This is a genomic window from Nonomuraea sp. B19D2, assembly GCF_040137845.1.
Lineage (GTDB): Bacteria > Actinomycetota > Actinomycetes > Streptosporangiales > Streptosporangiaceae > Nonomuraea.
In genome coordinates this window covers 64,108-89,372 of the sequence record NZ_JBEFAK010000037.1, presented here as the reverse complement: position 1 = coordinate 89,372, position 25,265 = coordinate 64,108, and the positions used below count along the sequence as shown (strand labels likewise).

22 protein-coding genes and 1 pseudogene are annotated in these 25,265 nt (G+C 69.7%); 12 read left to right on the top strand and 11 right to left on the bottom strand.

Annotated elements, in window-relative coordinates; all coding sequences use genetic code 11:
• Window positions 1-9: 9 nt before the first annotated feature.
• From ABN273_RS43955 to ABN273_RS43940, 4 genes and pseudogenes are all read right to left on the bottom strand, one after another.
• On the bottom strand, window positions 10-183 hold the full coding sequence (locus ABN273_RS43955; protein ID WP_349455512.1) for an acyl-CoA carboxylase subunit epsilon: 174 nt from the start codon (window positions 181-183) through the stop codon (window positions 10-12).
• A complete protein-coding gene (locus ABN273_RS43950; protein WP_502911219.1) occupies window positions 183-1,790 on the bottom strand; it encodes an acyl-CoA carboxylase subunit beta in 1,608 nt (535 codons plus the stop codon). Before ABN273_RS43950 ends, ABN273_RS43955 begins: the two co-directional genes overlap by 1 nt.
• A gap of 81 nt (window positions 1,791-1,871) precedes the next feature.
• Window positions 1,872-4,589: an AAA family ATPase gene (locus ABN273_RS43945; protein WP_349455511.1), complete on the bottom strand. Its 2,718-nt coding sequence runs from the start codon at window positions 4,587-4,589 to the stop codon at window positions 1,872-1,874.
• A 26-nt stretch (window positions 4,590-4,615) separates the two neighbouring features.
• Window positions 4,616-5,950: pseudogene (locus ABN273_RS43940) on the bottom strand (2-isopropylmalate synthase); the annotation flags it as partial.
• 216 nt (window positions 5,951-6,166) lie between these two features.
• On the opposite strand from ABN273_RS43940, the gene ABN273_RS43935 reads away from it, so the two are divergent.
• Both ABN273_RS43935 and ABN273_RS43930 read left to right on the top strand, forming a co-directional pair.
• A complete protein-coding gene (locus ABN273_RS43935) occupies window positions 6,167-7,021 on the top strand; it encodes a metallophosphoesterase family protein (protein WP_349455510.1) in 855 nt (284 codons plus the stop codon).
• A complete protein-coding gene (locus ABN273_RS43930; protein WP_349455509.1) occupies window positions 7,018-7,716 on the top strand; it encodes a 4'-phosphopantetheinyl transferase family protein in 699 nt (232 codons plus the stop codon). The genes ABN273_RS43935 and ABN273_RS43930 overlap by 4 nt, the downstream gene beginning before the upstream one ends.
• A gap of 69 nt (window positions 7,717-7,785) precedes the next feature.
• Here ABN273_RS43930 and ABN273_RS43925 read toward each other — a convergent pair whose 3' ends face one another.
• A complete protein-coding gene (locus tag ABN273_RS43925; RefSeq protein ID WP_349455508.1) occupies window positions 7,786-8,997 on the bottom strand; it encodes an FAD-dependent monooxygenase in 1,212 nt (403 codons plus the stop codon).
• The gene (locus ABN273_RS43920) at window positions 8,994-9,587 is read right to left on the bottom strand and encodes a PadR family transcriptional regulator (protein WP_349455507.1); all 594 of its coding nucleotides are present in this window, start codon (window positions 9,585-9,587) and stop codon (window positions 8,994-8,996) included. Before ABN273_RS43920 ends, ABN273_RS43925 begins: the two co-directional genes overlap by 4 nt.
• A gap of 226 nt (window positions 9,588-9,813) precedes the next feature.
• Here ABN273_RS43920 and ABN273_RS43915 point away from each other — a divergent pair, with 226 nt between their 5' ends.
• The 3 genes from ABN273_RS43915 to ABN273_RS43905 are packed head-to-tail and all read left to right on the top strand — an operon-like array spanning window position 9,814 to window position 13,109.
• Entirely contained in the window at window positions 9,814-11,040 is a 1,227-nt protein-coding gene (locus ABN273_RS43915) for an FAD-dependent monooxygenase (RefSeq protein WP_349455506.1), read from the top strand.
• A gap of 8 nt (window positions 11,041-11,048) precedes the next feature.
• Window positions 11,049-11,645 (top strand): class I SAM-dependent methyltransferase, encoded by a 597-nt coding sequence (locus ABN273_RS43910; RefSeq protein ID WP_349455505.1) that lies wholly within the window; start codon window positions 11,049-11,051, stop codon window positions 11,643-11,645.
• 45 nt (window positions 11,646-11,690) lie between these two features.
• Window positions 11,691-13,109: an NAD(P)/FAD-dependent oxidoreductase gene (locus ABN273_RS43905; RefSeq protein ID WP_349455504.1), complete on the top strand. Its 1,419-nt coding sequence runs from the start codon at window positions 11,691-11,693 to the stop codon at window positions 13,107-13,109.
• Window positions 13,110-13,169: 60 nt separating this feature from the next.
• Here ABN273_RS43905 and ABN273_RS43900 read toward each other — a convergent pair whose 3' ends face one another.
• The gene (locus ABN273_RS43900) at window positions 13,170-14,171 is read right to left on the bottom strand and encodes an LLM class flavin-dependent oxidoreductase (RefSeq protein ID WP_349455503.1); all 1,002 of its coding nucleotides are present in this window, start codon (window positions 14,169-14,171) and stop codon (window positions 13,170-13,172) included.
• A 164-nt stretch (window positions 14,172-14,335) separates the two neighbouring features.
• On the opposite strand from ABN273_RS43900, the gene ABN273_RS43895 reads away from it, so the two are divergent.
• Genes ABN273_RS43895 through ABN273_RS43885 form a run of 3 tightly spaced genes read left to right on the top strand, consistent with a single transcriptional unit; the run spans window position 14,336 to window position 17,427 of the window.
• Window positions 14,336-15,190, top strand: coding sequence for an LLM class flavin-dependent oxidoreductase (locus ABN273_RS43895; RefSeq protein WP_349455502.1), 855 nt, complete (start codon window positions 14,336-14,338; stop codon window positions 15,188-15,190).
• The gene (locus tag ABN273_RS43890; RefSeq protein ID WP_349455500.1) at window positions 15,190-16,401 is read left to right on the top strand and encodes an FAD-dependent oxidoreductase; all 1,212 of its coding nucleotides are present in this window, start codon (window positions 15,190-15,192) and stop codon (window positions 16,399-16,401) included. The genes ABN273_RS43895 and ABN273_RS43890 overlap by 1 nt, the downstream gene beginning before the upstream one ends.
• A 12-nt stretch (window positions 16,402-16,413) precedes the next feature.
• On the top strand, window positions 16,414-17,427 hold the full coding sequence (locus ABN273_RS43885; RefSeq protein ID WP_349455498.1) for a methyltransferase: 1,014 nt from the start codon (window positions 16,414-16,416) through the stop codon (window positions 17,425-17,427).
• 73 nt (window positions 17,428-17,500) lie between these two features.
• On the opposite strand, the gene ABN273_RS43880 is transcribed toward ABN273_RS43885, so the two are convergent.
• Both ABN273_RS43880 and ABN273_RS43875 read right to left on the bottom strand, forming a co-directional pair.
• Window positions 17,501-18,964, bottom strand: a complete 1,464-nt coding sequence (locus ABN273_RS43880) for a peptide MFS transporter (protein WP_349455496.1) — start codon at window positions 18,962-18,964, stop codon at window positions 17,501-17,503.
• A gap of 138 nt (window positions 18,965-19,102) precedes the next feature.
• Window positions 19,103-20,173, bottom strand: a complete 1,071-nt coding sequence (locus tag ABN273_RS43875; protein WP_349455495.1) for a methyltransferase — start codon at window positions 20,171-20,173, stop codon at window positions 19,103-19,105.
• A gap of 147 nt (window positions 20,174-20,320) precedes the next feature.
• On the opposite strand from ABN273_RS43875, the gene ABN273_RS43870 reads away from it, so the two are divergent.
• The 4 genes from ABN273_RS43870 to ABN273_RS43855 all read left to right on the top strand — a co-directional run bounded on the left by ABN273_RS43870 (window position 20,321) and on the right by ABN273_RS43855 (window position 24,567).
• Window positions 20,321-20,521: a ferredoxin gene (locus ABN273_RS43870; RefSeq protein ID WP_349455494.1), complete on the top strand. Its 201-nt coding sequence runs from the start codon at window positions 20,321-20,323 to the stop codon at window positions 20,519-20,521.
• 99 nt (window positions 20,522-20,620) lie between these two features.
• A complete protein-coding gene (asnB, locus tag ABN273_RS43865) occupies window positions 20,621-22,480 on the top strand; it encodes an asparagine synthase (glutamine-hydrolyzing) (RefSeq protein ID WP_349455493.1) in 1,860 nt (619 codons plus the stop codon).
• A gap of 2 nt (window positions 22,481-22,482) precedes the next feature.
• On the top strand, window positions 22,483-23,082 hold the full coding sequence (locus ABN273_RS43860; RefSeq protein ID WP_349455491.1) for a nitroreductase family protein: 600 nt from the start codon (window positions 22,483-22,485) through the stop codon (window positions 23,080-23,082).
• A 3-nt stretch (window positions 23,083-23,085) separates the two neighbouring features.
• On the top strand, window positions 23,086-24,567 hold the full coding sequence (locus ABN273_RS43855) for an FAD-dependent oxidoreductase (protein ID WP_349455490.1): 1,482 nt from the start codon (window positions 23,086-23,088) through the stop codon (window positions 24,565-24,567).
• Between the two features lie 60 nt (window positions 24,568-24,627).
• On the opposite strand, the gene ABN273_RS43850 is transcribed toward ABN273_RS43855, so the two are convergent.
• Entirely contained in the window at window positions 24,628-24,945 is a 318-nt protein-coding gene (locus ABN273_RS43850) for an antibiotic biosynthesis monooxygenase family protein (protein WP_349455488.1), read from the bottom strand.
• Window positions 24,945-25,265 (bottom strand): antibiotic biosynthesis monooxygenase family protein, encoded by a 321-nt coding sequence (locus ABN273_RS43845; protein ID WP_349455486.1) that lies wholly within the window; start codon window positions 25,263-25,265, stop codon window positions 24,945-24,947. The genes ABN273_RS43850 and ABN273_RS43845 overlap by 1 nt, the downstream gene beginning before the upstream one ends.

Here is a 25,265-nt window from a genome sequence, read left to right as displayed (position 1 = left end):
CGACCTTTTTCAGGTGGCCCAGGAACGGGGCGAGCGGTAGCGGTACCACTCCCGGCGCGGACGCCTGGTGGAGGGGGACGGCTCAGGCCGTGCGGCCTGAGCCGTGCTCAACGTGGTGAGCGCGCAGACCAGCGCGCAGATCTCTTCGTCCGTCGGATGTCCCGACACGATGTGCAGTTCCATCACATCGGCGGGTTTCCGTGCTTGCGCTGCGGGCCCGCCGAATGCTTGGCCCGGAGCAGGGCGAGCGCTCGGATCAGGGTCGCCCTGGTCTCCCGCGGGTCGATGATGTCGTCCACGAGACCGCGCTCGGCCGCGTAGTACGGATGCATGAGGACGTTGCGGTACTCCTCGACCCGCCTGGCCCGCTGCGCCGCCGGGTCGGCCGCCGCGGCGATCTCCCTGCGGAAGATGACGTTGGCCGCGCCCTCCGCGCCCATGACCGCGATCTCGTTCGTGGGCCACGCGAAGGAGAGGTCCGCTCCGATGGAGCGGGAGTCCATCACGATGTACGCGCCGCCGTACGCCTTGCGCACGATCAGCTGGATCCGGGGCACGGTGGCCGCACAGTACGCGTACAGCAGCTTGGCCCCGTGGCGGATGATCCCCCCGTGTTCCTGGTCGGTGCCGGGCAGGAAGCCGGGCACGTCGACCAGGCTGACGAGCGGGATGTTGAACGCGTCGCAGAGCTGGATGAAGCGGGCCCCCTTCTCCGAGGCCTTGATGTCCAGGACACCGGCCAGGTGACGCGGCTGGTTGGCGACGATACCGGTCACCTCGCCGTCGAACCTGGCCAGCCCGCAGATGATGTTGCCCGCCCAGCCCGCGTGGAACTCGAAGAACTCCCCGTCGTCGACGATCTCCTCGATGACGGCCGACATGTCGTACGGGATCGACGGCTCGGAGGGGACGAGATTGAGCAGGCTGTCGTTGCTCCGGTCCGGCGGATCGGTGGCGACGGTGGACGGCGGCAGTTCCTGGTTGTTGGACGGCAGCATGGACAGCAGGAAACGCACGTCCTCCAGGCACGAGATCTCGTCGGGATAGACGAAGCCCGCCACCCCGGAGACCGTCCCGTGCACGCGCGCGCCGCCGAGGCAGTCGGCGCTGATCTCCTCCCCGGTCACCGCCTTCACGACATCGGGGCCCGTGATGAACATCTGGGCGATGCCGTTGACCATGAACACGAAGTCGGTGAGCACGGGGGAGTACGCGGCGCCGCCGGCGCACGGCCCGAGCATCACGCTGATCTGCGGGATCACCCCGGACATGCGCACATTGCGCTGGAAGATGCCGCCGTAACCGGCGAGCGCCGTCACCCCCTCCTGGATGCGCGCGCCCGCGCCGTCGTTCAAGCTGATCAGCGGGACCCCGGCGGCCTCGGCCAAGTCCATCACCTTGTGGATCTTGGCTGCGTGCGCCTCCCCGAGTGCCCCGCCGAACATGCGGAAGTCGTGCGCGAAAACCATGACCCGGCGGCCGTGGACGCGTCCCCAGCCCGCCACCACACCATCGGTGTGCGGGCGGCGGTGCTGCATCCCGAAGTCGGTCGCCCGATGCCGGCGGAAGGCCTCGACCTCCACGAACGAGTCGGGGTCGAGCAGCACCTCCAGCCGTTCGCGTACGGTCAGTTTGCCCTTGGCGTGCTGTCTCGCCGTCGCCTCGGAATCCGGCCCGCTCCTGATGTTCTCCTTGAGGAGGGCCAGCTCCGTGACGCGATCGCTCATCGTCTCACGCGGCAAGTCGGTCAACGGCGAATCAATGATCCCGGTGTCTTCCCGCTCCAGCATGCGTTCCCCTCACCTGTTGTCAGGTTCTGCAGAATCCAGAGGAACACACGCGTTCCGGGCAGGGGCACCCCTACCGGACCACTAGAAGGCAAGAGACGCAGGTAGATCGCTTCGGCCGCCGATGTTGAGCTTGCGGTAGGTACGGGTCAGGTGCTGCTCGACCGTGCTGACGGTGAGGTACAGCTGGCCGGCGATCTCCCGGTTGGTGTGCCCGGCGGCCGCCAGCGCCGCGACCCGCCGCTCCGCCTCGCTCAGCACGGTCACCTCCCCGCCGGCCTCCCGCGCCGCGGGGGTGTCGGCCTCCTCCGCCGCCGGGAGCGCGGTGTCGAACGCGGCGCCGCATTCGTTCGCCACCGTCCTGGCCCGCACCAGGATCATGCCGGCCCGCCTGCGCTCGCCGAGCTTGCCGTACGCCTCCGCCAGGTCGAACAGCGACCGGGCCAGCTCGTAGTCGTCGCCGCTGGACTGCAGCAGGTCGACCGACCTCCTGAGCAGGTTGGGGCGGTGCCGCATCTCGCTGGTGGCGGCGAACAGGCGCATCGAGATGCCCTGGATGCGCATCGAGGAGGAGCCGAAGCGGACCAGCTGCTCCTCGATGAGGTGCCTGGCCTGCTCCGGATTGCCCAGCCGCAGGAGGGCGTCGGCGGCGTCGGTCCGCCAGGGGAACAGGTCCGGCGCGTTCAGGTTCCACTTGTCCATCAGCTCACCGCAGCGCTGGAAGTCGTCGAGCGCCGAGGCGACGTCGCCGATGGCCAGGCTGTAGCGGCCCCTGGCGTACAGGTAGTGGAGGCCGTATCTGGTCTCGAACATGGCGTCGAGCATGGGCTGGTCGAGCAGGTCGTGGGCGGTGTCGTAGTGGCCCATCGCGGTGTGGGCGATGACGAGGCTGGCGAGCGGGCCCCCGACCGTGACGCCCCAGCCGCTGGCCGGCATGAGCTCCAGGCCGGCGCTCGCCTGGTGCACGGCCGTACGCAGGTCACCCTGGCGGATCGCGATCTCGGCCCGGAGCGCGGCCAACCTGGCCAGCCGGCTCGGAGCCTGTCTGGCCGACGCCTCGCCGAGGAAGAGCTCGCACAGGGGCGCGGCCTGCTCGGGGCGCCCGCCGTAGGTGAGCGTGAGCAACGCGCTCTCCACCGTGTCCATCGACATCTCGTCGAGGTGGCTCACGCGCAGGATCCGCTCGGCGGTCGCGATGGCCTCGGCCTGCGGACCGTTGACGATCACCTCGGTGAGGGCGGCGGTGGACTCCAGCCGGTGGATGGCCGCCAGCGGGGCCAGGGTGGTGCGCGGCTGCGCCTCGCCCAGCGGGACCTTCATGGACGGGTACGTGGAGCGCAACCACGAGCCGGCGATGGCCAGCTCCATCGTGGTCTCCGGACCGTGGGCGGCATCGGACTCGGCCAGATGGTCGAACACCTCCTTGGCGTCGTCCAGCTTGCCGTGCCAGAGCAGTGCCTTGGCGAGCACCACCGCGTCGCTCCCGTCGAGCCAGCCACGCTGCATCGTCTCGAACAGGTCGGTCAGGCGCCTGGCCGGCGCCGCGGGATTGATCCGCCACTCGGCGCGCATGAGCAGAATGGCGAGCCGCGTGCGCTCCCGCTCGTCGCAGGCGGTGTGCCAGGCCAGCCGGAGGTATTCGATGGCGGGCTTGACGCGCCCTTCCCGCAGCGCGCTCGCCGCCGCGTCGGTGAGCACGGGAACGACCCAGGCGGCATCGAGCGGGCCGGCGTGGAGGAGGTGATCGGCGATCACCTCGGTGGGGGCGCCGTCGTCGTGGCGGAGCTCGGCGGCCCGGCGGTGCAGGTCCATGCTGTCCGCCGGATCCAGCTCCGCCAGCACCGCGAGCCGGGCCGCCTCGTGCAGGAAGCGGCCCGAGCCGAGCACACCGGACATGGCCAGGGAACGCAGCGCCTTGTCGAGCCGCGTACGCTCGATGCCGAGCAGCCGGTCGAGGGAGTCCGCCTGGCCGAGCACGGCCAGCCCGCGCGCCACGCCGAGCAACTCGGCCTCGCCGCGGTGCAGGCACTCCAGCACGGCCTGGCCGTACCTGTAGCCGGGCACGGGCCTGCCCTCCGAACGCTCCTCCAGCAGGGCCCGCAGCAACAGCGGGTTGCCGGCGCTGTAGGTGTGCCAGTCCTCGGCGTACCGCTCGGCCTCCTCGGCCCCCACCTGGGCGGCGACCAGGGACAGCACGCCCGCGCGAGAGAGCGGGCGCAACTGGATCGTGTGGCAGCGGGGCCCGGAGAACAGCTGCGCGCACGAGAACGCGCCGGAACCCGACTCCCACACGGCGTCGGAGTGGCTGAGGACCATCATGATCCGGGCGAGCCGCACTCGCCGGGACAGGTACGCCAGGCAGAGCAGGGACAGGCGGTCGGCGTAGTGGGCGTCGTCCACCACGATCACCAGCGGGTAGCGCTCGGACAGCTCGATGAGCACCGTGCAGAGCGCGTGCACGACCTGGGCGTGGGGCTGGCCGAGGCGGTCGGAGCCGAGGTCCTGCTGCGCGCCCTCCCGCAGCAGGGCCATCGCCCTGGCGCGTTCCGCCTCCACCAGCGGCGCCTCGTGGATGAGCTGGCCCAGCACGCCCAGCGGCAGGTCCTGCTCCACGGGCGAGCCCGACGCGGCGATGGACAGCGCGCCGCGCTCGGCGGTCCCCTGAGCGAACGTGTCGAGCAGCCTGCTCTTGCCCGTGGCGACGGGACCGCCGACCACGGCGACACATCCTCGGCCCGAGAGTATGTTCGCGAGCAGGTCCTCCAAGCTAGTGAGCGCTTCGTCGCGCTCGATCAGGTCCATTTCCGATCTCCCCCTGGCAGGCACTCGTACAGTTCTCGTATCCGGTTCGGAGCGATCTCCGTGCCTTCGCCGTCCGCCTGCTGCTGGACGATCCGCGCGAACTCGATCTGCAGCCGGCGGGGCAGGCGCACCCCGTAGTGGGCCCGCATGACGTAGGCGACGCCACCCTTGCCCGACTGGCTGTTGATCCGTACCACGGGCTCGTAGGAGCGGCCGACGTCCGCGGGATCGACCGGGAGGTACGGCACGGCCCAGGGCAGCTCGCGGGTGGTCGCGCCGGCCCGCTCGGCCTCGCGCTGGAGCGCGTCGAAGCCCTTGTTGATGGCGTCCTGGTGTGAGCCGGAGAAGGCGGTGTAGACCAGCTCCCCGCCGTACGGATGGCGTGGGTGCACGGCCATGCCGTTGCACTCTTCCACCGTGCGGCGGATGGCGTCGATGTCGGAGAAGTCCACGCCCGGGTCGACTCCGTGGCTGAACAGGTTCATGCCGAGCGTGACCAGGTCGACGTTGCCCGCCCGCTCCCCGTTGCCGAACAGGCAGCCCTCGATGCGCTGAGCCCCCGCGAGCAGCGCCAGCTCGGCCGAGGCGACCCCGGTGCCACGGTCGTTGTGCGGGTGGACGGACAGGCAGATGTGCTCGCGCCTGGACAGATTGCGGCTGAACCACTCGATCTGGTCGGCGAAGACGTTCGGCGTCGTGCGCTCGACCGTGGTGGGCAGGTTGACGATGGTCTCCCGGCCGGGGCCCGGCTGCCAGACGTCCATGACGGCCTCGCAGACCTCGAGGGCGAAGTCCGGTTCGGTGTCGTTGAAGAGCTCGGGCGAGTACTCGTAGCCGAGGTCGCAGTCGCTCAGCCACTTGTCCGCATATTTCATCAGAAGACGGGTGCCCTGGACGGCGAGGTCCTTGCACTCGTCCCTGGTCATGCCGAAGACCAGCCGCCGGAACATCGGTGAGGTGGCGTTGTAGAGGTGGATCGTGGCCCGCCGCGCACCGGCCAGGCTCTCCGTCGTCCTCCTGATGAGGTCGTCCCGGGCCTGGACGAGCACGGAGATCCGCACATCGTCGGGGATCAGGTCATGCTCGATGAGGTGACGGACGAACGCGTGGTCGTCCTGGCTGGCCACCGGGAAGCCGACTTCGATCTCCTTGTAGCCCATCCGCACCAGGAGGTCGAACATCTTGCGCTTGCGCGCCGGGTCCATGGGGCTGGCCAGCGACTGGTTGCCGTCGCGCAGGTCGGTCGACAACCAGCGTGGAGCGGAGGTGATGGTGTTGTCCGGCCATCGGCGGTCGGGGAGCGACATCGGTGTGGGAGCGCTGTAGCGCCGGACCGCCCTTGTAATCCCGTTCAATGGCAGTCCCTCCTCTGGTTCAAACGTTCGTCGGGACCGAAATATGTGGCCCCCTACCGATGCCCAGACTGCGGTATGCGGCTATTCGCCCGGCTTCGGGTGGCTATTTCCCCTGCGACCTGCTCGGCGCGGGAACCCCTAATCCCCCTGGTGAGGGGCCGCGGACCCTAGACATGGGTTGCGGGACTTTTGACCGGAAATAGCGGTCCTTATCGTAAAAATATGATCAGAGCCAGGAGGCGCCCCGGACGGCTTTGGGGGATAAGCGACCTGCATGTGTCCCATCCCCGGAATCGCCAGGTCATGGAGTCTCTCCGGCCTCAGTCCGACGACGACTGGCTGGTGGTCGCCGGCGACGTCGCCGAGCTGACCCCGGACATCGAGTGGGCGCTGACCTTCCTCAAGGAACGGTTCGCCACGGTCGTCTGGACACCGGGCAACCACGAGCTGTGGACGCTCGGCAGCGATCCCGTGCAGCTCCGCGGCGAGGAGCGGTACCGCTATCTCGTCGAGATGTGCCGGCGCATCGGCGTGGTCACCCCGGAGGATCCCTACCCCGTCTGGACGGGCCCCGGCGGCCCCGCCACCATCGCTCCGCTCTTCCTGCTGTACGACTACAGCTTCCGGCCGCCCGAGGTCGCCCGGCAGGACGCGCTGGACTGGGCGAGGAAAGCCGGTGTCGTGTGCACGGATGAGTTCTATCTCCACTGCGATCCCTATCCGAGCAGGGACGCATGGTGCGGCGCCCGGGTGGAGCTGACCGAGCGCAGGCTGGCCGAGCGGACCCCCGACATCCCGACGGTGCTGGTCAGCCACTACCCGCTGATCCGCGAACCCACGCTGGTGCTGCGCCATCCGGAGTTCGCCATGTGGTGCGGAACGGAGCGGACCCACGACTGGCATCGCCGCTTCACCGTTCAGTGCGCTGTCTATGGTCATTTGCACATTCCGAGAACCAGCTGGAGCGACGGGGTGCGTTTCGAGGAGGTCTCCCTCGGCTACCCGCGCGAATGGCTCCAGTGGACCAGGTCCGGCACCGTGCTCAGATCGGTGCTCCCCGCGGAGGAACCGGCATGATCGAGTCCATCCTGCCCCCGTACGTCGTATCTTCCGACACCACCGAGGACGAGCTGGAAGGGAGGCTGTTCCCGGAGGAGGAGGCGATGATCAGCAAGGCGGTGGGCAAGCGGCGCAAGGAGTTCACCACCGCCCGGATCTGCGCCAGGCGGGCCATCCGCATGCTCGGCCGGCAGCCGACGCCGATCCTGTCCGGACAGAGCGGGGAGCCGCTGTGGCCTCGGGGGCTCATCGGGAGCGTCACCCACTGCAAGGGCTACCGCGGTGTGGTGGTCGCCACGCAGGTGGAGGCGGCCGCCATCGGCATCGACGCCGAGCCCAACAAGCAGCTGCCGCTGGGCGTGCTCGAGGCGATCGCGCTGCCCCAGGAGGAGCGGATGGTGCGCGAGCTGCGCGAGCAGCGGCCCGAAGTCTGCTGGGACCGGTTGCTGTTCTGCACCAAGGAGTCGGTCTACAAGGCGTGGTTCCCCTTGGCGCGCCGGTGGCTGGGCTTCCACGACGTGGTGGTCGACATCCGGCCCGGTGGCACGTTCGAGGCGCGGCTGCAGGTGCCCGGGCCGCTGTTGAACCGGCACCGGCTGACCGGTTTCTCCGGACGCTGGCTGGCCGGGGACGGGCTCATCCTGACCGCGATCGTGATGCCGTCCTCCATCTACACCCCGGCCCGCAAGGGTTTGATGGCCGTGGTCAGCTGATCGATCGGCGGCGCGCACACGAACGCCCGGCTGGGAGGACCAGCCGGGCGTCATGGCGTTCTCATGGGCCTAAGCGGCCCTGACGACCTCGTCCCACTCGATGTGGTAGTCGTACTGCTTCATCATGAACTTGCTGTTGGCCGTCAGCTTCATGACGATCGGCATGAACGCGTCCCTGATCGCCGCGCCCATGGGGCTGGGGGCCTTGTTGTTGTTGATGCTGCTGGCCACCTTGATGATGAGCTCGACGCGCGGGCGGCGCAGCTTCTCGAAGGCGGCGAACGCCTGCTTCGGGGTGGGCAGGTCGCGCAGGCACTGGGCCAGGACCACGCCGTCCTCGATGGACAGCGAGGCGCCCTGCCCGGAGGTGGGAGTGGGGGCGTGGGCGGCGTCGCCGATGATGACCATGCGGTCGTTGTGCCAGGTCGACAGGTTGGGCACGGAACGGGTGGGCGTGGCGCGCAGGTTCTCGGGGTTGCGGGTGGCCTTGATGAGGTCGACCGCGGGGCCGGAGTCGTGCTGGAAGTAGCTGATGAGCTTGCGCTGCCAGCCCGGTCCGTCGGTGGCGTCCAGCTCGCCCTTCTTGGGCTCGTTGGGGTGCGGAAGGCTCGCGTACCACCACACCTCGCGGCTGGGCAGAACGGCGTAGCCGAAGAAGGCCCGCTTGCCGAACATCATGCTGTAGCTGCACGATTCGGTGTCGACTCCGACTCCGTCGGTGTAGCCGCCGAGGTTGATCAGGCCCGTGTAGTGCGGAGCGGGCGCCGTGGGGTCGATGATCTTTCGTACGGTGGAGTCGATGCCGTCGGCGCCGATGATGATGTCGCCGGTGGCCTCGGTGCCGTCCGCGAAGACCGCCCGCACGCCGTCGGCGGTCTGCTCGGCCTCGACCAGGCGCTTGCCACCCTCGATGCGGATGCCCCGCTCGGCGGCCTCGTTCTGCAGGATGCGGTAGAGGTCGGCACGGCGGATGGTGTGGCTGGTGGTGCCGTCCGGCAGACGGGCGCCGGTGTTGGTGCCGCCCAGGTTCTTCCCGGCGCTGTTGCGCAGGGTGATCTTCGGAGTGGGGAATCCGGCGGCCAAGATGTCCTTGCCGGCGCCGATCGTACGCAGAGCGTCGATGCCGTTGGTGGCAACCGTGAGGAACACGCCGACGTCGTCGGCCGGGGTGGCGTACGCCTCGTAGACCACCGCTTCAATGCCGGCCTTCTGTAAGGCCATGGCGGCCGCGGGCCCCGCGACGCCGCCACCGATGACCAGCGCTTTCCGAACTGAAGTCATGTCTGGCTCCCTAGGGTTTCCTGCCATGCCCGCATGTAGGCCGGCTGCTTGAATGACTCGATGAGCTCAGCGACGAACTGACGCTCGGCTTCCAGCAGGGCGAGCCGGAAGTCGTCGTCGATCAAGAACACCCACAGCACCCCGTCGTTGCCGGCGCTGTGCCTGCTCTTACGGATCTGTTCGGCTTGATTGTTGAGGCGCTCCAGCCGCTGCGTGAGCAGCCGGACCGACTCGGCGGGCGGCAGGACGCTCATGAGCGACAAGGCCACCCCGAACTGGGGATAGTCGTTGACCGGTTGGGCGACCAGGTCGCTCAGCCAGTCGAACAGCTCGTGCCTGCCCTTCTCGGTGAGGGCGTAGACGGTGCGCTCGGGCCGCAACGTGTCACGCACTGTCTCCTGGGAAGCGATGAAGCCTGCCTTCGTCAGTTGCTTGACGACCATGTAGAGCGAGCCCTGGTTGTACTTGATGGATTGGTCGGTGTCGTGTCCTTTGAGGCGCCGTCCGATTTCATAGGGGTGCATGGGCTCGACCATCAGCTCTGCAAGCACCGCCAACGCCAGCGGGTTGGTCACCTTGCGCTGCTTCATCACTGTCCCATCCACACTCCCTTGGTTCCTTACTCAGGATGCACTAGTCAGCCCTATATAGTCAACACCAACTATGTGACACCAACTATTCCGACGCTCCACCCGATCTCCCCGGTTCTAACCGGGCGCGCTCGTAGCTGCCTCGAAGGCAGGCTCCAGCGGCCGTCTAGCCCCGGCGCCTAGCGTTTCGCCACCGGCACAACCCAAGCGTTCGGGAGGCTCGACGATGGCAATAGGCAGCGCGCTGGTCATCGGGGGCGGCATCGCCGGTCCGGTGCTGGCGCTGGCGCTGCGCAAGGCGGGCATCGAGGCGACCGTCTACGAGGCGTACGCCGGCCCCGCCGAGGGGGTCGGGAGCGTGCTGACGATCGCGCCGAACGGCTTCGCCGCCCTGGGCATCACCGGCGCGGACGCCACGGTGCGCAAGGTCGGCCAGCTGACCAGGCGCATGGTCGTCGCGAACGGCCGCGGGAAGCGGCTGGGCGAGCTGCCCGGCCTGCCGGGCCTCGAAGCCAGCCAGACCATGTGGCGCAGCGATCTCTACGGCCCGCTGCACGACCACGCCACGGCGAACGGCGTCAGCATCAGGTACGGCAAGCGCCTCGTCGGCGCCGAAGAGACACCGGCGGGCGTCACGGCCAGGTTCGCCGACGGCAGCACCGCGAGCGGGGACATCCTGATCGGCGCCGACGGAATCCGCTCCACGGTGCGCACCCTCATCGACCCCGGCGCTCCCGGACCGCGCCACGTTCCGCTGCTGAACTTCGACGGCCTGGCGGACCACGCCGTCCCCGCCCATACGGACGAGCTCTGGATGGCCTTCGGCCGGCGGGCGTTCCTCGGATACTGGCTGCAGCCCGACGGCAGGACCGGATGGTTCGCCAACCTCCCCCACGCGGAGCCGATGACCGCCGCCCAGGCCCGCCAGGTGCCGGCGGCCGAGTGGCTGCGGCGCCTGGCCGAGGTCTACGCCGGCGACGTGCCCGCCCGCGACCTGATCCGGCACACCGGCCCTGACAGCCTGATCGTCCTGGGCACGGTCGAGATCATGCCGAGCGTGCCGCGCTGGCACCGGGGCCGGATGGTCCTCGTCGGCGACGCCGTGCACGCGCCCTCGCCCAGCTCGGGCCAGGGCGCCTCGCTGGCGATCGAGAGCGCGGTCCAGCTGGCCCGTTGCCTTCGCGACCTGCCCGACCCCTCGAGCGCCTTCGCCGCGTACGAGCGCCTGCGCCGCCCCAGGGTCGAGCGGGTCATCACACAGGCCTCGAGAACCAACGGCAGCAAGCTGCTCGGACCGGTGGCGGGCGGGCTGATGAGCATGCTCCTGCCCCTGGCGCTGAGAACGGTCCTGCGACCGGAGCGGACTTTCGGTTACCAGCACCGCCACCGGATCGACTGGGACGAGCCGGTCGCTTCGGATGCCGCGCCGCTGACCGGCGCCAGGACGAGATGAGGTGTGGCATGGCCCGTCGGAGGAGTTACGACTTCATGTACCGCGTCGGGGCGCCCTGGGAGACCAGCGAGCCTCGACCGGAACTCGCGCAGTTGCTGGCCGGCGGCGAGATCTCGGGTCCCGGCCGCGCGCTGGACCTCGGCTGCGGCGACGGCACGCAGACGGTCTTCCTGGCCCGGCACGGGTTCGAGACCACCGGGGTGGACTTCTCTCCCGCGGCGCTGGCCAAGGCACGCAGCGCGGCCAGAGCCGCGGGCGTGGAGGTGGACCTCGTCCGGGCCGACTTCACCGCGCCACAGGTGGACGGCGTGGCCGGGCCGTACGACCTGATCGTGGACTACGGGTCGCTCGACGACGTGGCCCCCGCGAAACGGGCGGCGGTCGCGGCGCACGTGGCCGAGTGGACCCGCCCGGGCGGGCTCGTCCTCATGTGGTGCTTCTACAACGACATCCCCTGGTGGAAATGGACGCGCATGCGATATCCCGGCCGGCTCCGGCCGGGAGAGGAACGGGAGCTGTATGAGGAGACTTTCACGATCCGCCGGCTCGCTGCCCCGGTCGCCGGCAGCGGCTCAGCCTGCTTCTTGCTGCGTCGTCGCCCTTGACCGGTGTACGAGCGACCTTCAACCCGAGGACGGAAGGATCCAGTCATGCGCGAATCAACCCAGGTTCTGATCATCGGGGGCGGCCCTGCCGGCTCGACCGCGGCCGGATTACTGGCCCGCGAGGGCTTCCAGGTGACCCTTCTGGAACGCGACCGTTTCCCCCGCTACCACATCGGCGAGTCGATCCTGCCCTCCTGCCGCCCGATCTTCGAACTGCTGGGGGTCTGGGACAAGGTGGAGGCCCACGGCTTCCAGCCCAAGGGCGGCGCCTTCTTCGCCTGGGGCCCCGAGGAGTGGGAGGTGAAGTTCAGCAACATGGGCGACGAGACCCCCAACGCGTGGCAGGTCGTACGCAGTGAGTTCGACCAGCTGCTGCTCGATCACGCCCGCGAGCTCGGTGTCGAGGTGCACGAGGGGGTGAGCGTGCGGGACGTCGAGTTCGACGGCGACCGCGCGGTCGCGGCCACCTGGTACGAGACCAAGGACTCCAGCCGGACGGGACGCATCGAGTTCGGCCACGTCATCGACGCCTCGGGCCGCGGCGGCATCCTGGCCACCCGGCATCTCAAGAGCCGCCGGATGCACGAGGTGTTCAAGAACGTCGCGGCGTGGACGTACTGGAAGAACGCCAAGCCGCTCGACAAGGGGCCCAAGGGCGCCATCGCGGTGTGCTCCGTCGAGGACGGCTGGTTCTGGGCCATTCCGCTGCACGACGGGACGTTGAGCGTCGGCCTGGTCACCGGGCGCGACCTGTTCAGAGACAGCCGCAACCGGCTGAACGGCGACATCCAGGCGGTCTACGACGAGGCGCTGGCCAAGTGCCCGACCGTGCTGGCCATGCTGGAAGGCGCCGAGCAGGTGGGCGGGATGAAGGTCGAGCAGGACTACTCCTATGTCACCGAGACCTTCGCCGGTCCCGGTTACCTGCTGGCCGGTGACGCCGCCTGCTTCCTCGACCCGCTGCTGTCCACCGGCGTGCACCTGGCCACCTACAGCGCGATGCTCGCCGCGGCGAGCCTGTCCAGCGTGCTGCGCGGGGAGGTCGAGGAGGAGGACGCGGGGCGTTTCTACTCCCACGTCTACCAGCACGCCTACCAGCGGCTGCTCGTGCTGGTCTCGGTGTTCTACGAGAGCTACCGGGGCAAGGAGCACCACTTCTACAACGCGCAGCGGCTGACCTCCGGCGAGCGGGATCACCTGGAGGTGCAGGCCGCGTTCGACCGCATCATCACCGGAATCGCCGACCTCAACGACGCGGAGCAGGCGTACAAGCTGGTCCAGGCCCACCTGCAGGGGGCCGAGAGCGGCGATCCCAACCCGCTGAACAACCTCAACCGGGTCCACGAGATCAAGCAGTCGCCGCTCGACCCGGCCAACGCCGTCGGCGGGCTGTACCTGGTCACCCAGCCCCGGCTGGGGTTGCGTTCGAGCCAGCCCGCGGAGGAGCTCGACGCGGTCGGCTGAGCAGACACCACGAGAACCGGCCCTCACCTCCCGGGTGGGGGCCGGTTCTGCGTGAAATCGTCAGCGGGAGTCGGCCGCCTTGCGGAGCCCCCGCAGCGTCGTCGCCGGGTCGGCCAGTACGGGCAGCGCCGCGAGCATCCCCGTGACGCCCACGGACTCCAGCACCTTCAGCTGCTCGGCCACTTCCGGGACGGTCCCCGCCACGCCGGTGAGCGAGAGCGCGAAGTCGGTGAGTCCCAGCTCCTCCAGCAGGCGCGCGTTCTTGCCCCCGTGCACGAAGTCCCACACGTCGTAGCGGCGCTCCATCTCCTCCACCGCGCCCAGCAGGGCGGGGGGGACGAGCTTGCGCATGTGCTTGGCCTTCAGGCGCAGGGCGACGTCGGAGGCCAGCGCCGCGGCGATCTCGGAGATCGCCTCCTCGCGGGTGTCGCGGACGGACATGAAGCTGAAGCCCCAGATCTCGATCGCGTCGGGGTCGCGGCCGGCCTGCTCCGCGCCGGCCCGGATCATGGCGATCTTCCGCTCCACGTGCTCGGCCGACATCCCGACCGTGGTGATCACACCGTCGGCCGTCTCGCCCGCCAGGCGCAGGCTCTGCGGGTAGTCCGCGGCCACGTGGATCGGCATGGGATGCACCCGGGTGAGCGCCTCGGTGGTGAAGCCGTCGACCTCCGCCGTCCCGCCGTTGAGGATCTCCCGTACGGCCCGTAGATAGTCGAACAGCTGCCGCGGCGAGCCCACGGGGGAGCGGCCGACGACGCGCCTGGTGCTGCCGCCGTTGCCCAGGGAGAGATGGACCCGGCCGCCCGTCAGCTCGTGCAGGGTGGAGATCGCCGTGGCGGTGGCGACCGGGTGGCGCAGAAACGGCGTGGTCACCATGGTCGTCAGCGTCGCGTTCTTGCTCTCCTGCGCCGCCACGGCGAGCGACACGAACAACTCGTAGGCCCGGGCCGGAGTGTCCCCGACCCCGATGACGTCATATCCGAGCTCGTCGGTGAGGCGAACCACATCGCGAAATACGGCGAGGTCGTCCGTCCACTCGATGATCGCGCCCAGCTTCATGGCATACCTTTCGACGGTCGGCTAGGAAGCCGAAAATAGCCAGGCGAACTCGACGCGTCGTCGAACGCGCCGGACAGGCGTATCGACCCAGGCTCGACCGCGCCCCCAGTGACCGCTCGGAGACTTGTGCACGCCGGTAGCCAGGCAAGCACAGAGGAGCGTTCATGGATATCGGAGTATGCCTTCCGACTACCATTCCCGGCGCTGACGGCAGCCAGCTGATCGAGTTCGCGCGCCGCGCCGAGCGCCTCGGATTCAGCAGCCTGACGGTGGTCGATCGAATGGTCTACGACAACTACGACGGCATCGTCACGCTTTCCGCCGCGGCGGCCGTGACCGAGCGGATCAAGCTTGTGACGGCGATCCTGCTGGCCGCCTACCGGCCGAGCGCCGTTGAGCTGGCCAAGCAGCTCGCCAGCCTGGACCGCCTGTCCGGGGGCCGCCTCATCGTCGGCGTCTCCGCCGGAATGCGCGAGGACGACTACGTCGCGACGGGGACCGACTACCACACCCGCGGCAGGCGGCTGGACGCGATGATCGAGGAGCTCAGGGAGGTCTGGAAGGGCGAAGGCCCGGTTCCGGGCGTCGGTCCCCGTCCCGTCAACGGGGACATCCCGATCTGGGCCGGCGGGCACTCGCCCGCGGGCCTGCGCAGGGCGGCGAAGTACGGCATCGGCTGGATCTCGCCCGGCGGCCCGCCGCACAAGTTCCCCGAGCTGGTGGCCAAATTCAAGGAGCTCTGGGACGAGGAGGGCCGCACGGGCACGCCGAGAATGGGCACCAACTGCTACGTGTCCCTCGGCCCCGACGGCAAGGAGCGGGCCACCGAGCACATGCTCAGCTACTACGCCTACATGGGCACCATGGCCGAGCATCTCGCGAAGGGCGCCGTCACGGACGAGAGCGTGCTCAAGGACGCGGCGGCCGCCTACGCGGCCAACGGCTGCGACGAGCTGCTGATCCTTTCCTGCACGGCCGATCCGGACCACCTCGACCGGATCGCCGACGTGGTGCTGTGATGCCGCTACGGATCATCATCATCGGCGGCGGCATCGGCGGGCTCTGTCTCGCCCAGGGGCTGAAGCAGGCGGGTGTCGAGGACGTTCACGTCTACGAACGGGACGCGTCGCCCCGCGGCCGGATGCAGGGCTACCGGCTGCGGATCAGCCCGGAAGGGGAGAGCGCGCTGCGGGACTGCCTGCCTCGCCGCGCGCAGGACCTGCTGGCCGCGACCGCGAACCTGCGGCACGAGCAGGGCCTGGCCGCCTACGACGAGCAGCTGAACCCGCAGTGGGCCCCCGAGTTCGGCGACGCCCGCGGCGACGCGCCCGACAAGATCGACGCGGTCGACCGCATGACGCTGCGGCGCGTGCTGCTCGCGGGCCTGGACGGGGTGGTGCACTTCGGCAAGCGGTTCACCGCTTTCGAGCAGGTGGGCGACGAGGTCGTGGCGCATTTCGCCGACGGCCACTCGGTCACGGGCGACGTGCTGGTGGCGGCCGACGGCGCCCACTCACAGGTGCGCAAGCAGCTGCGGCCGGATTACCGGCCCCTTGACCTCGGTGTCCGCGCGATCCTCTCCCGTACGCCGAGGGCCGCCGCCATCAAGGCCGGCCTGCCGGAGGTGCTGCGCGACCGGTTCGTCAACGTCACCGGGGCGAACGGGCTCCGGCTCGCGCTGATGCCCATGGTCTTCCGCGACATGCCGCGCGAGGCGGCCGAGCGGTTGTGGCCGGGGGTGGAGTTCGACCAGGCCGAGGACTACTACATGTCGGTCTTCAGCGTGCACCGCGACGTGCTCGGCCTGCCCGACAGCGTGTTCCTCGCGATGACCGGCGAGGAGCTGCGCGAGCTGGTGCTCGAGCGGACCGCCGGCTGGCATCCGGACCTGCGCGGCGTGTTCGCGCACGCCGAACCGGCCGAGACCTACCCGCTGACGCTGAGGGCGACGGTGCCCGTCGATCCCTGGGGCGAGGGGAAGGTCATCCCCCTCGGGGACGCCGTGCACACGATGCCGCCGACCGGCGGCGTCGGGGCGAACACCGCGCTACGCGACGCGAGCGCCCTCAGCCGGGGCCTGGCGGCCGTGGCGCGGGGCGAGGTGTCGCTGGCGGACGCGGTGGCCGCCTATCAGGCCGAAATGGTGCGATACGCGACCGAGGCGATCGAGATGTCGCTGAAGATCGCCAAATGGTCCATGCGGAAGATCGATGTCGACCCAGAATCGTAGGGAGATGCGTACGTGACGACTACAGCCGTGGACACCAGCAAGCCTTCCGGGATCATCCGGCTGGCCAACTCCTTCTGCGACGCCAAAGCGCTGCTGACCGCCGTGGAACTCGGTCTGTTCACCGCGTTGCACGGTGGCGAGGCCTCCGCCGAGGAGATCCGCGAGCGCCTCGGCCTGCACGGCCGCGGCCTGTCCGACTGGCTCGACCTGCTGGTCGAGCTGAACCTGCTGGAGCACGAGGACGGCCGCTACCGCAACAGCGCGGGCGCCGACCAGTATCTGGTGCGTGGCTCGGAGCCCTACATCGGCGGGTTCATCGAGAGGTCCAACCGCAACCTCTATCCGGCCTGGGGCAGGCTCTCCGAGGCGTTGCGCACCGGAGAGTCGCAGACCGGCAGCCACTTCGACGAGGTGGTCGAGAACCCGAAGATCCTGGGGCAGTTCATCAACTCGATGGATGCGCTGACGCGCACGCTCGGCCCGCAGCTGATCGAGGCCTACGAGGGCTGGGGCGACTACAGCTCCGTGCTGGACGTCGGCGGTTGCCGTGGCGCTCTGGTCTCGCAGATCGTCAAGGCGCATTCGCACCTCGCCGGCGCGGTGTTCGACCTGCCGCAGATGGCGCCGTTCGCCGCGGAGCTCGCCGCCGCGCAGGGGCTGACGGGCAAGGTGACCTTCCACGGGGGCAGCTTCTTCAACGACCCGTTGCCCAGTGCCGACATCGTGGTCATGGGGCACGTTCTGCACGACTGGTCGGCTGAGCAGCGGAAGTTCCTGGTGGAGAAGGCCTACAAGTCCGTCAACCCCGGGGGCGTGCTCGTGGTCTACGACCGCATGCTCGACCGCAAGTCCAGCCGGATCGAGAACCTGGTGATCAGCCTCGACATGCTGCTGGTGACCGACGGGGGGTCGGAGTACACCGTGGGCGAGCTCCGGAGCCACGCGGAGGCGGCCGGGTTCACGTCGGTCGAGGTGCGCCTGCTCGGCGACGACGACACGCTCGTGATCGCCCGCAAGGCGAGCTGAGCTCCTGCCGCAAGGCCAAGGCCGGTGACGGATCAACCGTCACCGGCCTTCGGCGTTGCGGAATGTGCGGAACTCAGTGGAGGACGGTGGAGGCCGCCGGCTCGCCGGTCTCGGCCGGCCGGACGATGCCCGCCGCGATCCGGTCACGCCGGTAGGCCACCGCGAGACCGAAACCCGTGACGATCACGGCGATGACCAGGTAATAGAGGGAGTCGGGGACGACCGCGGTCACCCGTACCACCTGGCTGGCCAGGCCGGCGCCCAGCGCGGAGAACAGCCACCACAGACCGATCATCCGGGCGCGGAAGGCCGGGGGAGCGACCTCGAAGGCGGCGCTGATGCCGACCGCCGCGATGATCAGCTCGCCGAGGGCGTGCAGCAGGTAGACCGAGACCAGCCACAGGGGTGAGACCTTCTCGCCGGACGCGGCCAGCCAGGCGGCGCCCGCCATGATCAGGAAGCTGAACCCGACGATGGCGAGTCCCACCGAGAACTTCACTGCCACGTTGACGTGCTGCCCGTGGCGCTTGAAGTACCGCGCCAGCAGCGGTGCGGCCAGCAGGATGAACAGCGGCGTCGCGGACTGGAGCCAGCTGGCCGGCAGGACGAAGCCGAAGACCTCGCGGTCGGTGGACTGCTGGGCGAAGAGATTCAGGATCGAGCCGTCCTGCCCGGCGACCAGCCAGAACAGCGCCGAGCCGAACAGCGGCCACAGAAAGACGGTCAGGCGCCGCCGGTCGGCCGCCGTGAGGTCGGGGTGGCGGCGGAGCAGCCAGAAGGACACGAACGGCACCACGATGATGCCCAGGCCGCAGATGGCGATGGTCAGCCCGAGCGGCACCAGGCCCACCGCCGCCGCCAGCAGGAAGACCGCGGGGATCGCCGCGCGCACGCCGAATCGCCGCAGCTCCGGACTGCTCACCCGGTTGACGGTGAGGGCGCCGGCGGTGTCGAAGTGGCGGCTGCCGCGCCAGTAGGTCAGCGCGCAGATGACGGAGGTCACCCCGGTCGCGGCGAAGCCGGCGTGCCAGTCGACCCGCTCGCCCAGGTAGCCGGTCACCAGCGGGGCCAGCAGCGCGCTGACCTGGATGCCCACGTAGAAGACGGAGATCGCCGCCTCGCGCTCGCTGCGTACGCGTTCGTAGTGCAGGTTGAGCATGGTGGTGAGGTTCGGCTTGTAGATCGCCGTGCCCATCGCCACCAGCAGCAGGCCGATGCCGGTCACCGCGGTCGTGGGTGCGGCGAGCACGAAGTAGCCGGCCGACACGATGACGGCGCCGTACAGCGTGGCGGCGTGCGGGCCGAGGATCCGGTCGCCCACCCAGCCGCCGAGCAGGGACAGCATGAAGGTCAGGCCGAGGTAGACCCCGACCAGCGCCGCGGAGTCGGTGGGCGCGAGCCCGAGGCCCCCGTCGGCGGCGGGTGCGCTGAAGTACAGGACCAGGATGGCGAGCATGCCGTAGAAGCCGAAGCGCTCCCACAGGTCGCTCATGAAGAGCGTGACGAACGAACGTTTGGACCAGGATGGGGATGTCATGCTCCGAGCGTCCGCTCGGGGGATCGAGCCAGGCTCAAGGACGACCTGAGCGCGTGCTTATGGTCGCGCTCCCTCGGGCCTCCGCTGGTTACGGGCTGGACGCCCTTCCGCTCTCCGGCCCGGCTCGCCGCTGCGTGTTTATGGTCGCGCTCCCTCGGGCCTCCGCTGGTTACGGGCTGGACGCCCTGCCGCTCTCCGGCCCGGCTCGCCGCTCCGACAGACGACCAGGGTCTCGTTGTGGTCGAGCGGCTGGTGGCTCACGGAGGCGAAGCCCGCGGACGAGGCGAGTTCGACGAGCTCGTCGATGGCGTACTCCTCGCCCTCCTCGGTGACCAGGGCCATCACCAGGCTCGTCACCAGGTTGTCCACGGTCGGGTGCGCGGCGTCGATCATCCGGTCGTGCACCAGGAGCACGCCGCCGGGGTTGACGGCCTTGAAGGCGGCGCGCATCAACTGCTCCCGGCGCTCACGTGACCAGTTGTGCAGGATGTGACCGAGGATCAGCACGTCGGCACGGGGCAGCGGGTCGGCGAAGAAGTCCCCGGAGTGGAACCGGGCCCGCCCGGTCGTGCCCAGTTCGGCCATGTGCTCGTCGAACAGCGGCTCCATCTGCGGCAGGTCGAACACGTGCCCGGTCAGGCCCGGGTGGGCCTGGAGGAGCTGCCCCACCAGGTCGCCCCGGCACCCGCCGACGTCCAGGACGGTCCGGTGGGCCGGCCAGTCGACGGCCTTGAGGATTCCCGGCACGAGCGGTTGCAGGGCGCCGTCCATCATGCGGGTGTATCGCCGCAGCTCCGCGGGGTCGTTCAGCATGGCGGCGAAACCGTCGGCGGCCGATCGCGGCCGGCCGCTGCGCAGCGTCTCGGTCAGCTCGCCCCAGAGCGGATAGAGGTTCGCCTTGGCGCCGAGGAGCGCGCCGCCGACATAGCCGGGCCTGCCCTCGACGAGGTGGAGCTCCGCGACGTCCGCGTTGCGGTAGCGGCCGTCCTCCTCCCTGAGCAGGCCGAGCGCGACGAGCAGCCGGAGGAGGTCACGCAACCCGCGGCCGTGCAGGTTCAGCAGGCGGCGGATGTCGGGTTCGGTGGCCGGGCCGTCGCACAGCACGGTGAACAGGTTGAGCTCCACTGCGGTGAGCAGCGCCTGGGCCTCACAGAATGCGTTGCCGAGCCGGAGAATGTCGTGCACGGAGCCGGGTGCGCTGCGCGTCATCGGCCGGCCTCCTTCCATCCATAGCGCTCTGACGTCACCGAGACCATGGCGCAGCGCCGTGGAACCTCACTCGAAGACAGGTCCTCGAGCCGCTCGCGAACCGCGTTTCGCACAGTGAGACCTTCCCTACCGAAACGGGTGAGTGCGATGCATGTGAGCGCGACGAAGGACACGTGCGCGGTGGCCAGCCTGTGCGTCTACGGCGTCCCCGAGGTCTTCGACCAGGACGAGGACGGTCTGGTCGAGGTGCTCGACCAGAACCCGTCCGCCGAACTGCACGACGCCGTACGGCACGCGGCCCGCGGCTGCCCGACCCGGTCGATCCGCATCCGGGAGACGGCCGGCTAGGCCCCCGTCGAATGCTCGGTCGAGTGGTCGTCGAGGTCGGCTGGACTCGGCGGTCACATCCTGGGGCGAAGCCTTGCGGACCAACCGAAGGAGATGTGGATGTGCGGTATCGCCGGCTGGGCGGACTTCGGACGAGACCTGACGCCCGAGCGGGCGACGTTGCAGGCGATGACGGACGCGCTGGCCAAACGAGGCGTTGACGACCGGGGCCTGTGGCTGCGTGGCCATGTCGGGCTCGGGCACACACGTACGGCGATCATCGATGTGGCCGGTGGTGCGCAGCCCCTCGCCGTCGAGGAGGACGGCAGCACCGTCGCCGTGATCGTCTACAACGGCGAGGTCTACAACTTCAAGCAACTGCGGACGGAGCTGCGGGCCAGAGGGCACGAGTTCCGCACGCGCAGCGACACCGAGGTGGTCCTCCGCTCCTACCTCGAGTGGGGGAGCGACTGCGCCAAGCGCCTCGAGGGCATCTTCGCCTTCGCGATCTGGGATGTGCGCAGGGAGGAGCTGTTCCTGGTCCGCGACCGCCTCGGGGTCAAGCCCCTCTTCTACACCAGGCTGCCGGGCGGGATCCTGTTCGGTTCCGAGCCCAAGGCGCTGCTGGCCAACCCGCTGGTACGGCCCGCCGTGACGCTCGACGGGCTGCGCGAGCTCTTCGCCACCGCCAAGACCCCGGGCCGGGCCGTCTTCCGCGACATGCAGGCCGTGCTGCCGGGTCACTCGCTGACCGTCGGCCGCGACGGCGTGGTGGACCGGACGTACTGGGCGCTGGAGGCACGGCCGCACGACGACGACATCAAGGAGACCATCGGCCACGTCCGCGAGCTGCTCGAGGACATCGTCCTGCGCGAGCTGGAGGCGGACGTCCCGCTGTGCACGGCGCTGTCCGGCGGCCTGGACTCCAGCGCCATCACCGCGATCGCCGCCAAATGGCGGTGGAAGCTCGACGGCGAGCGGGTGCGCACGTTCGTGACCACGTTCGACGCATATGCCCAGAACTTCCGGCCGGACGACGTCCGGTTCTCGCCGGACGAGCCCTACGCGGCCGAGATGGCGCGGCACATCAGCTCCGACCACATCAGGATCATGCTGAACACGAGCGACCTGATGGACCCGCGGACCCGGCTGGAGGTGCTGCTGGCCCAGGACATGCCGACGACGCTGGGCGACATGGACACCTCCAACTACCTCACCTCCCGTGAGATCAAGACGCATTCCACGGTGGCGCTGGCGGGGGAGGTGGCCGACGAGATCTTCGGTGGCTACAACTGGATGTACGTCCCCGAGCTGCTGAAGGCCGGCACCTTCCCCTGGACGGCCAACGAGCTGCGCCAGCCGGGCTCGCCCCGCGGCCAGGGCAGGGGCCTGTTCGACCAGGGCCTGATGCGCAAGCTCGACATGGAGACCTTCTACGCCGACGGCTACAGCCAGGCGCTGGCGGAGGTGCCGCATCAGGAGGGAGGGGACGCCGAGGAGCGGCAGATGCGCTCGGTCGGCTACGTCACCCTGACCCGCTGGCTGCCCATGCTGCTCGACCGCGACGACCGCCTGTCCATGGCGCACGGTCTCGAGCTGCGGGTGCCGTACGCCGACCACCGGCTGGTCGAGTACATGTACAACACGCCGTGGAGCTTCAAGACCTTCGACGGCAGGGAGAAGAGCATCCTGCGCGCCGCCGTACGCGATCTCGTGCCCGGCTCCGTGCTGGACCGCAAGAAGAGCCCGTGGCCGGTCACGCAGGACCCGGCCTACACGCGGATGCTGCACGGCGAGCTGACCGAGCTGATCAACGATCCCTCGTCGCCGGCCCTGCCGCTGCTCGACGTCGACGCGATCCGGCAGACGGTCGAGCAGCCGTCCGATCGCGCCAACGAGTGGATCAGCAGGATGCACATCGAGATGACGTTGCAGTTCAACACCTGGATGAGGCAGTACAACGTAGAGCTGGAGATCTGAGGATGGACTTCGCCGACGTGCTGCGCAAGCGCCAGATGATGCGCAGCTACAAAGATCAGCCCGTGGCCGACGAGGTGTTGCAGCGCATCCTGCAGGCGTTGCGGCGGGCGCCCAGCGCGGGTTTCAGCCAGGGGCACCGGCTCGTCGTCGTCACCGATCCCAAGCTCCGGCAGCAGGCCGCCGACATCGCCGAGGGCCGCTACGTCGACCTGGGCTTTCCCCGGTGGATCGCGTCGGCGCCGGTGCACATCTACCTGTGCACGCGGGAGCAGTCGTACCACGAGCGTTACGGGGGCGCCGAGGAGGTCAGGCCCGGCTACACCGAGATTCCCTGGCCCGTGCCGTTCTGGTGGTTCGACTGCGGCGCGCTGTTCATGCTGCTGCAGCTGGCCGCACTCAACGAGGGGCTCGCGACCGGCTTCTTCAGCTCCGTCTACACCGATGAGCTGGCCGAGCTGGCGGAAGTGGCCGGCCTGCCGGACGACCTCGCCCTGGCCGGCGTGATCACCGTCGGCCACCCGGACCACGACCGCGTGCTGCCCGTGCCGCCCAACGCCGCGACCCGCCTGCCCAACGACCAGCTCATCGAATGGCGGGTGTGACCGGTGAAACCGCGCATCGTCGTCCTCGGGGGCGGCATCGCCGGCCTGGCGGTCTCCATCGGCCTGGTCCGGCACGGCTATCCGGTCACGCTGATCGAGCGGGACCCGCCGCCTCCCGCCAACCCCGAGCTGGACCCCTTCCTGGCGTGGAAGCGCCGTGGCGTGCCGCAGTTCCGCCTGCCGCACGGCTTCTCCGCCCGGGCGCGCACCCTGCTCGCGGCGCACGCGCCCGAGGTCCTCGACCAGCTCAGGGCCGATGGCATCGAGGAGGTCAACGTCTTCAAGACGTTCATCCCGCCGGAGCTCTGGGAGCCCTCCGACGAGGAGTTCACCGTCGTGTGGGCCCGCCGGTCCGCCTTCGAGCTCGCGCTGCGGCGCTGTGCCGAGGCCGAGCCCGGCATCACCTTCCTCTGCCCCGAGGTCGTGGGCGGGTTGCGCTTCGCGCCGGGAGAGCCGGGGCCGCCCCGGGTCACCGGGGTCCGCCTGGCCGACGGCCGCGAGCTGGCGGCGGACCTGGTGCTCGACTGCGGTGGCGGGCGCTCACGCGTCTCCCGTTGGCTGGCCGCCGCCGGCGTTCACGTCCAGACCGACACCCAGGACTGCCAGACTGTCTACTTCAGCCGGTATTACCGTTTCACGCCCGGCTGCGCCCTGCCGAAGAACGCCATGCTCGTCCGGGGCGAGCTCGAAAGCCTCATGTACATCGGCTTCCCGGGCGACCACGACACGTTCGGCCTCTGCCTCGAAGTCCATCCCAGCGAGAACCTGCAGCCGCTGCGCAACACGTGGACCTGGGAGGCCGCCGCGCGCAGCATCCCGGCGCTGGCGCCGTGGATCGACCCGGCCAACGCCACCCCGCTGGCCGGCGTCCAGATCATGGGCGGGCACCACAACGTCCGCCGGCGGTTCGTCGCCGACGGGCGGCCGGTCGTGACGGGACTGCTGCCCGTCGGGGACGCGCTGTGCACCACCAATCCCGCCTACGGCTGGGGGGCGTCGATGGCGCTCACTTATGCCTTCGCCGCCGCGGAGGCGGTCGCCGCGCATGACCGCGATCCGGTGGCCATGGCGCTCGCGTACGACGCCGCCACCGCCGCCGAGGCCGACGCCGTCTATCGGGAGTCGGCGGCGATGGACCGGGCCCGCATCTACCGGATCACCGGTCAGGACGTGCCCGAGCACGATCGGGCCGAGATGGAGCGGCAGCGGCTCATCGCCGAGGGCGTGGCCGCGGGGGTGCTGTCCGACGTGGAGCTCTCCCGGGCCTTCTGCCGCCGGATCAACCTGACCGGGCCCGCCGCGGCCGTGATCAACAATCCCGAGATCGTCCTGCGGGCCGAGGACAACCTGCGGCAGCTCCAGGCCGCGCCCCCCGTCGAGCGGGGGCCGGGCAGGGCGGAACTCCGGGAGATCGTCCTGGCGGCCGACGCGCACGGCGGGGCCGGAGAAGGGGAGCGAGCGCGGCTCGAAAGCTCGCCCGCCTGACCGCGGACAAAAGGTGGCCGCACCGCGTACGTACGCGGTGCGGCCACCTTTTCTGACCTGTTATGCGGAGTAGGCCGCGGTGACCTCGTAGATGCCGAACGGCCTGCCGCCAGGCGCCCGCTGGTGGCGGCGGAGCGGAGCCGTCGTGTCGCGGTGCCCCGCACCCTCCTCCCAGCGGCGGAACGCGGCGAGGCTCTCCCACTCGCTCATGACCACGAACGCCGCGGGGTCGTCGGCGGCACGCAGCAGCTCGTTGCCGAGCAGGCCGGGCGTGCCCGACAGGGCGCTGCTGATCTGGTGGTAGGCCGCCTCGACGGCGCCCGGCTCCTCGGACGGCGCGGCGGCGTAGATCAGCACCCTGGCGCGTGCGGTGGGCATCAGCGCTTTCCCCCCATCGCGTACACGACCTGCATGGTCGTCATCGTCCCGCCGGAGCGGAACGGGTGGAGCTTGGTGCGGTGCTCGAGATGCCCGGGGCTGTGCTCGAACTCGCGGAAGCGCGGCTCGTCGGCCCAGTCGCTCATGATGTAGTAGACGCCTTCCTCCTCCTCACTCTTGGCGAGCCACTGGCCGAGGTTGGCGGGGTGATCGGTGACGGCCTTGCCGACCTGGTACCACGTCCGCTCGAACTCCTCCTCCATGCCGGAGTGGATGTTCATGCGCAGCAGGACGCGGAAGACGGGCTGGGACTGTGACAT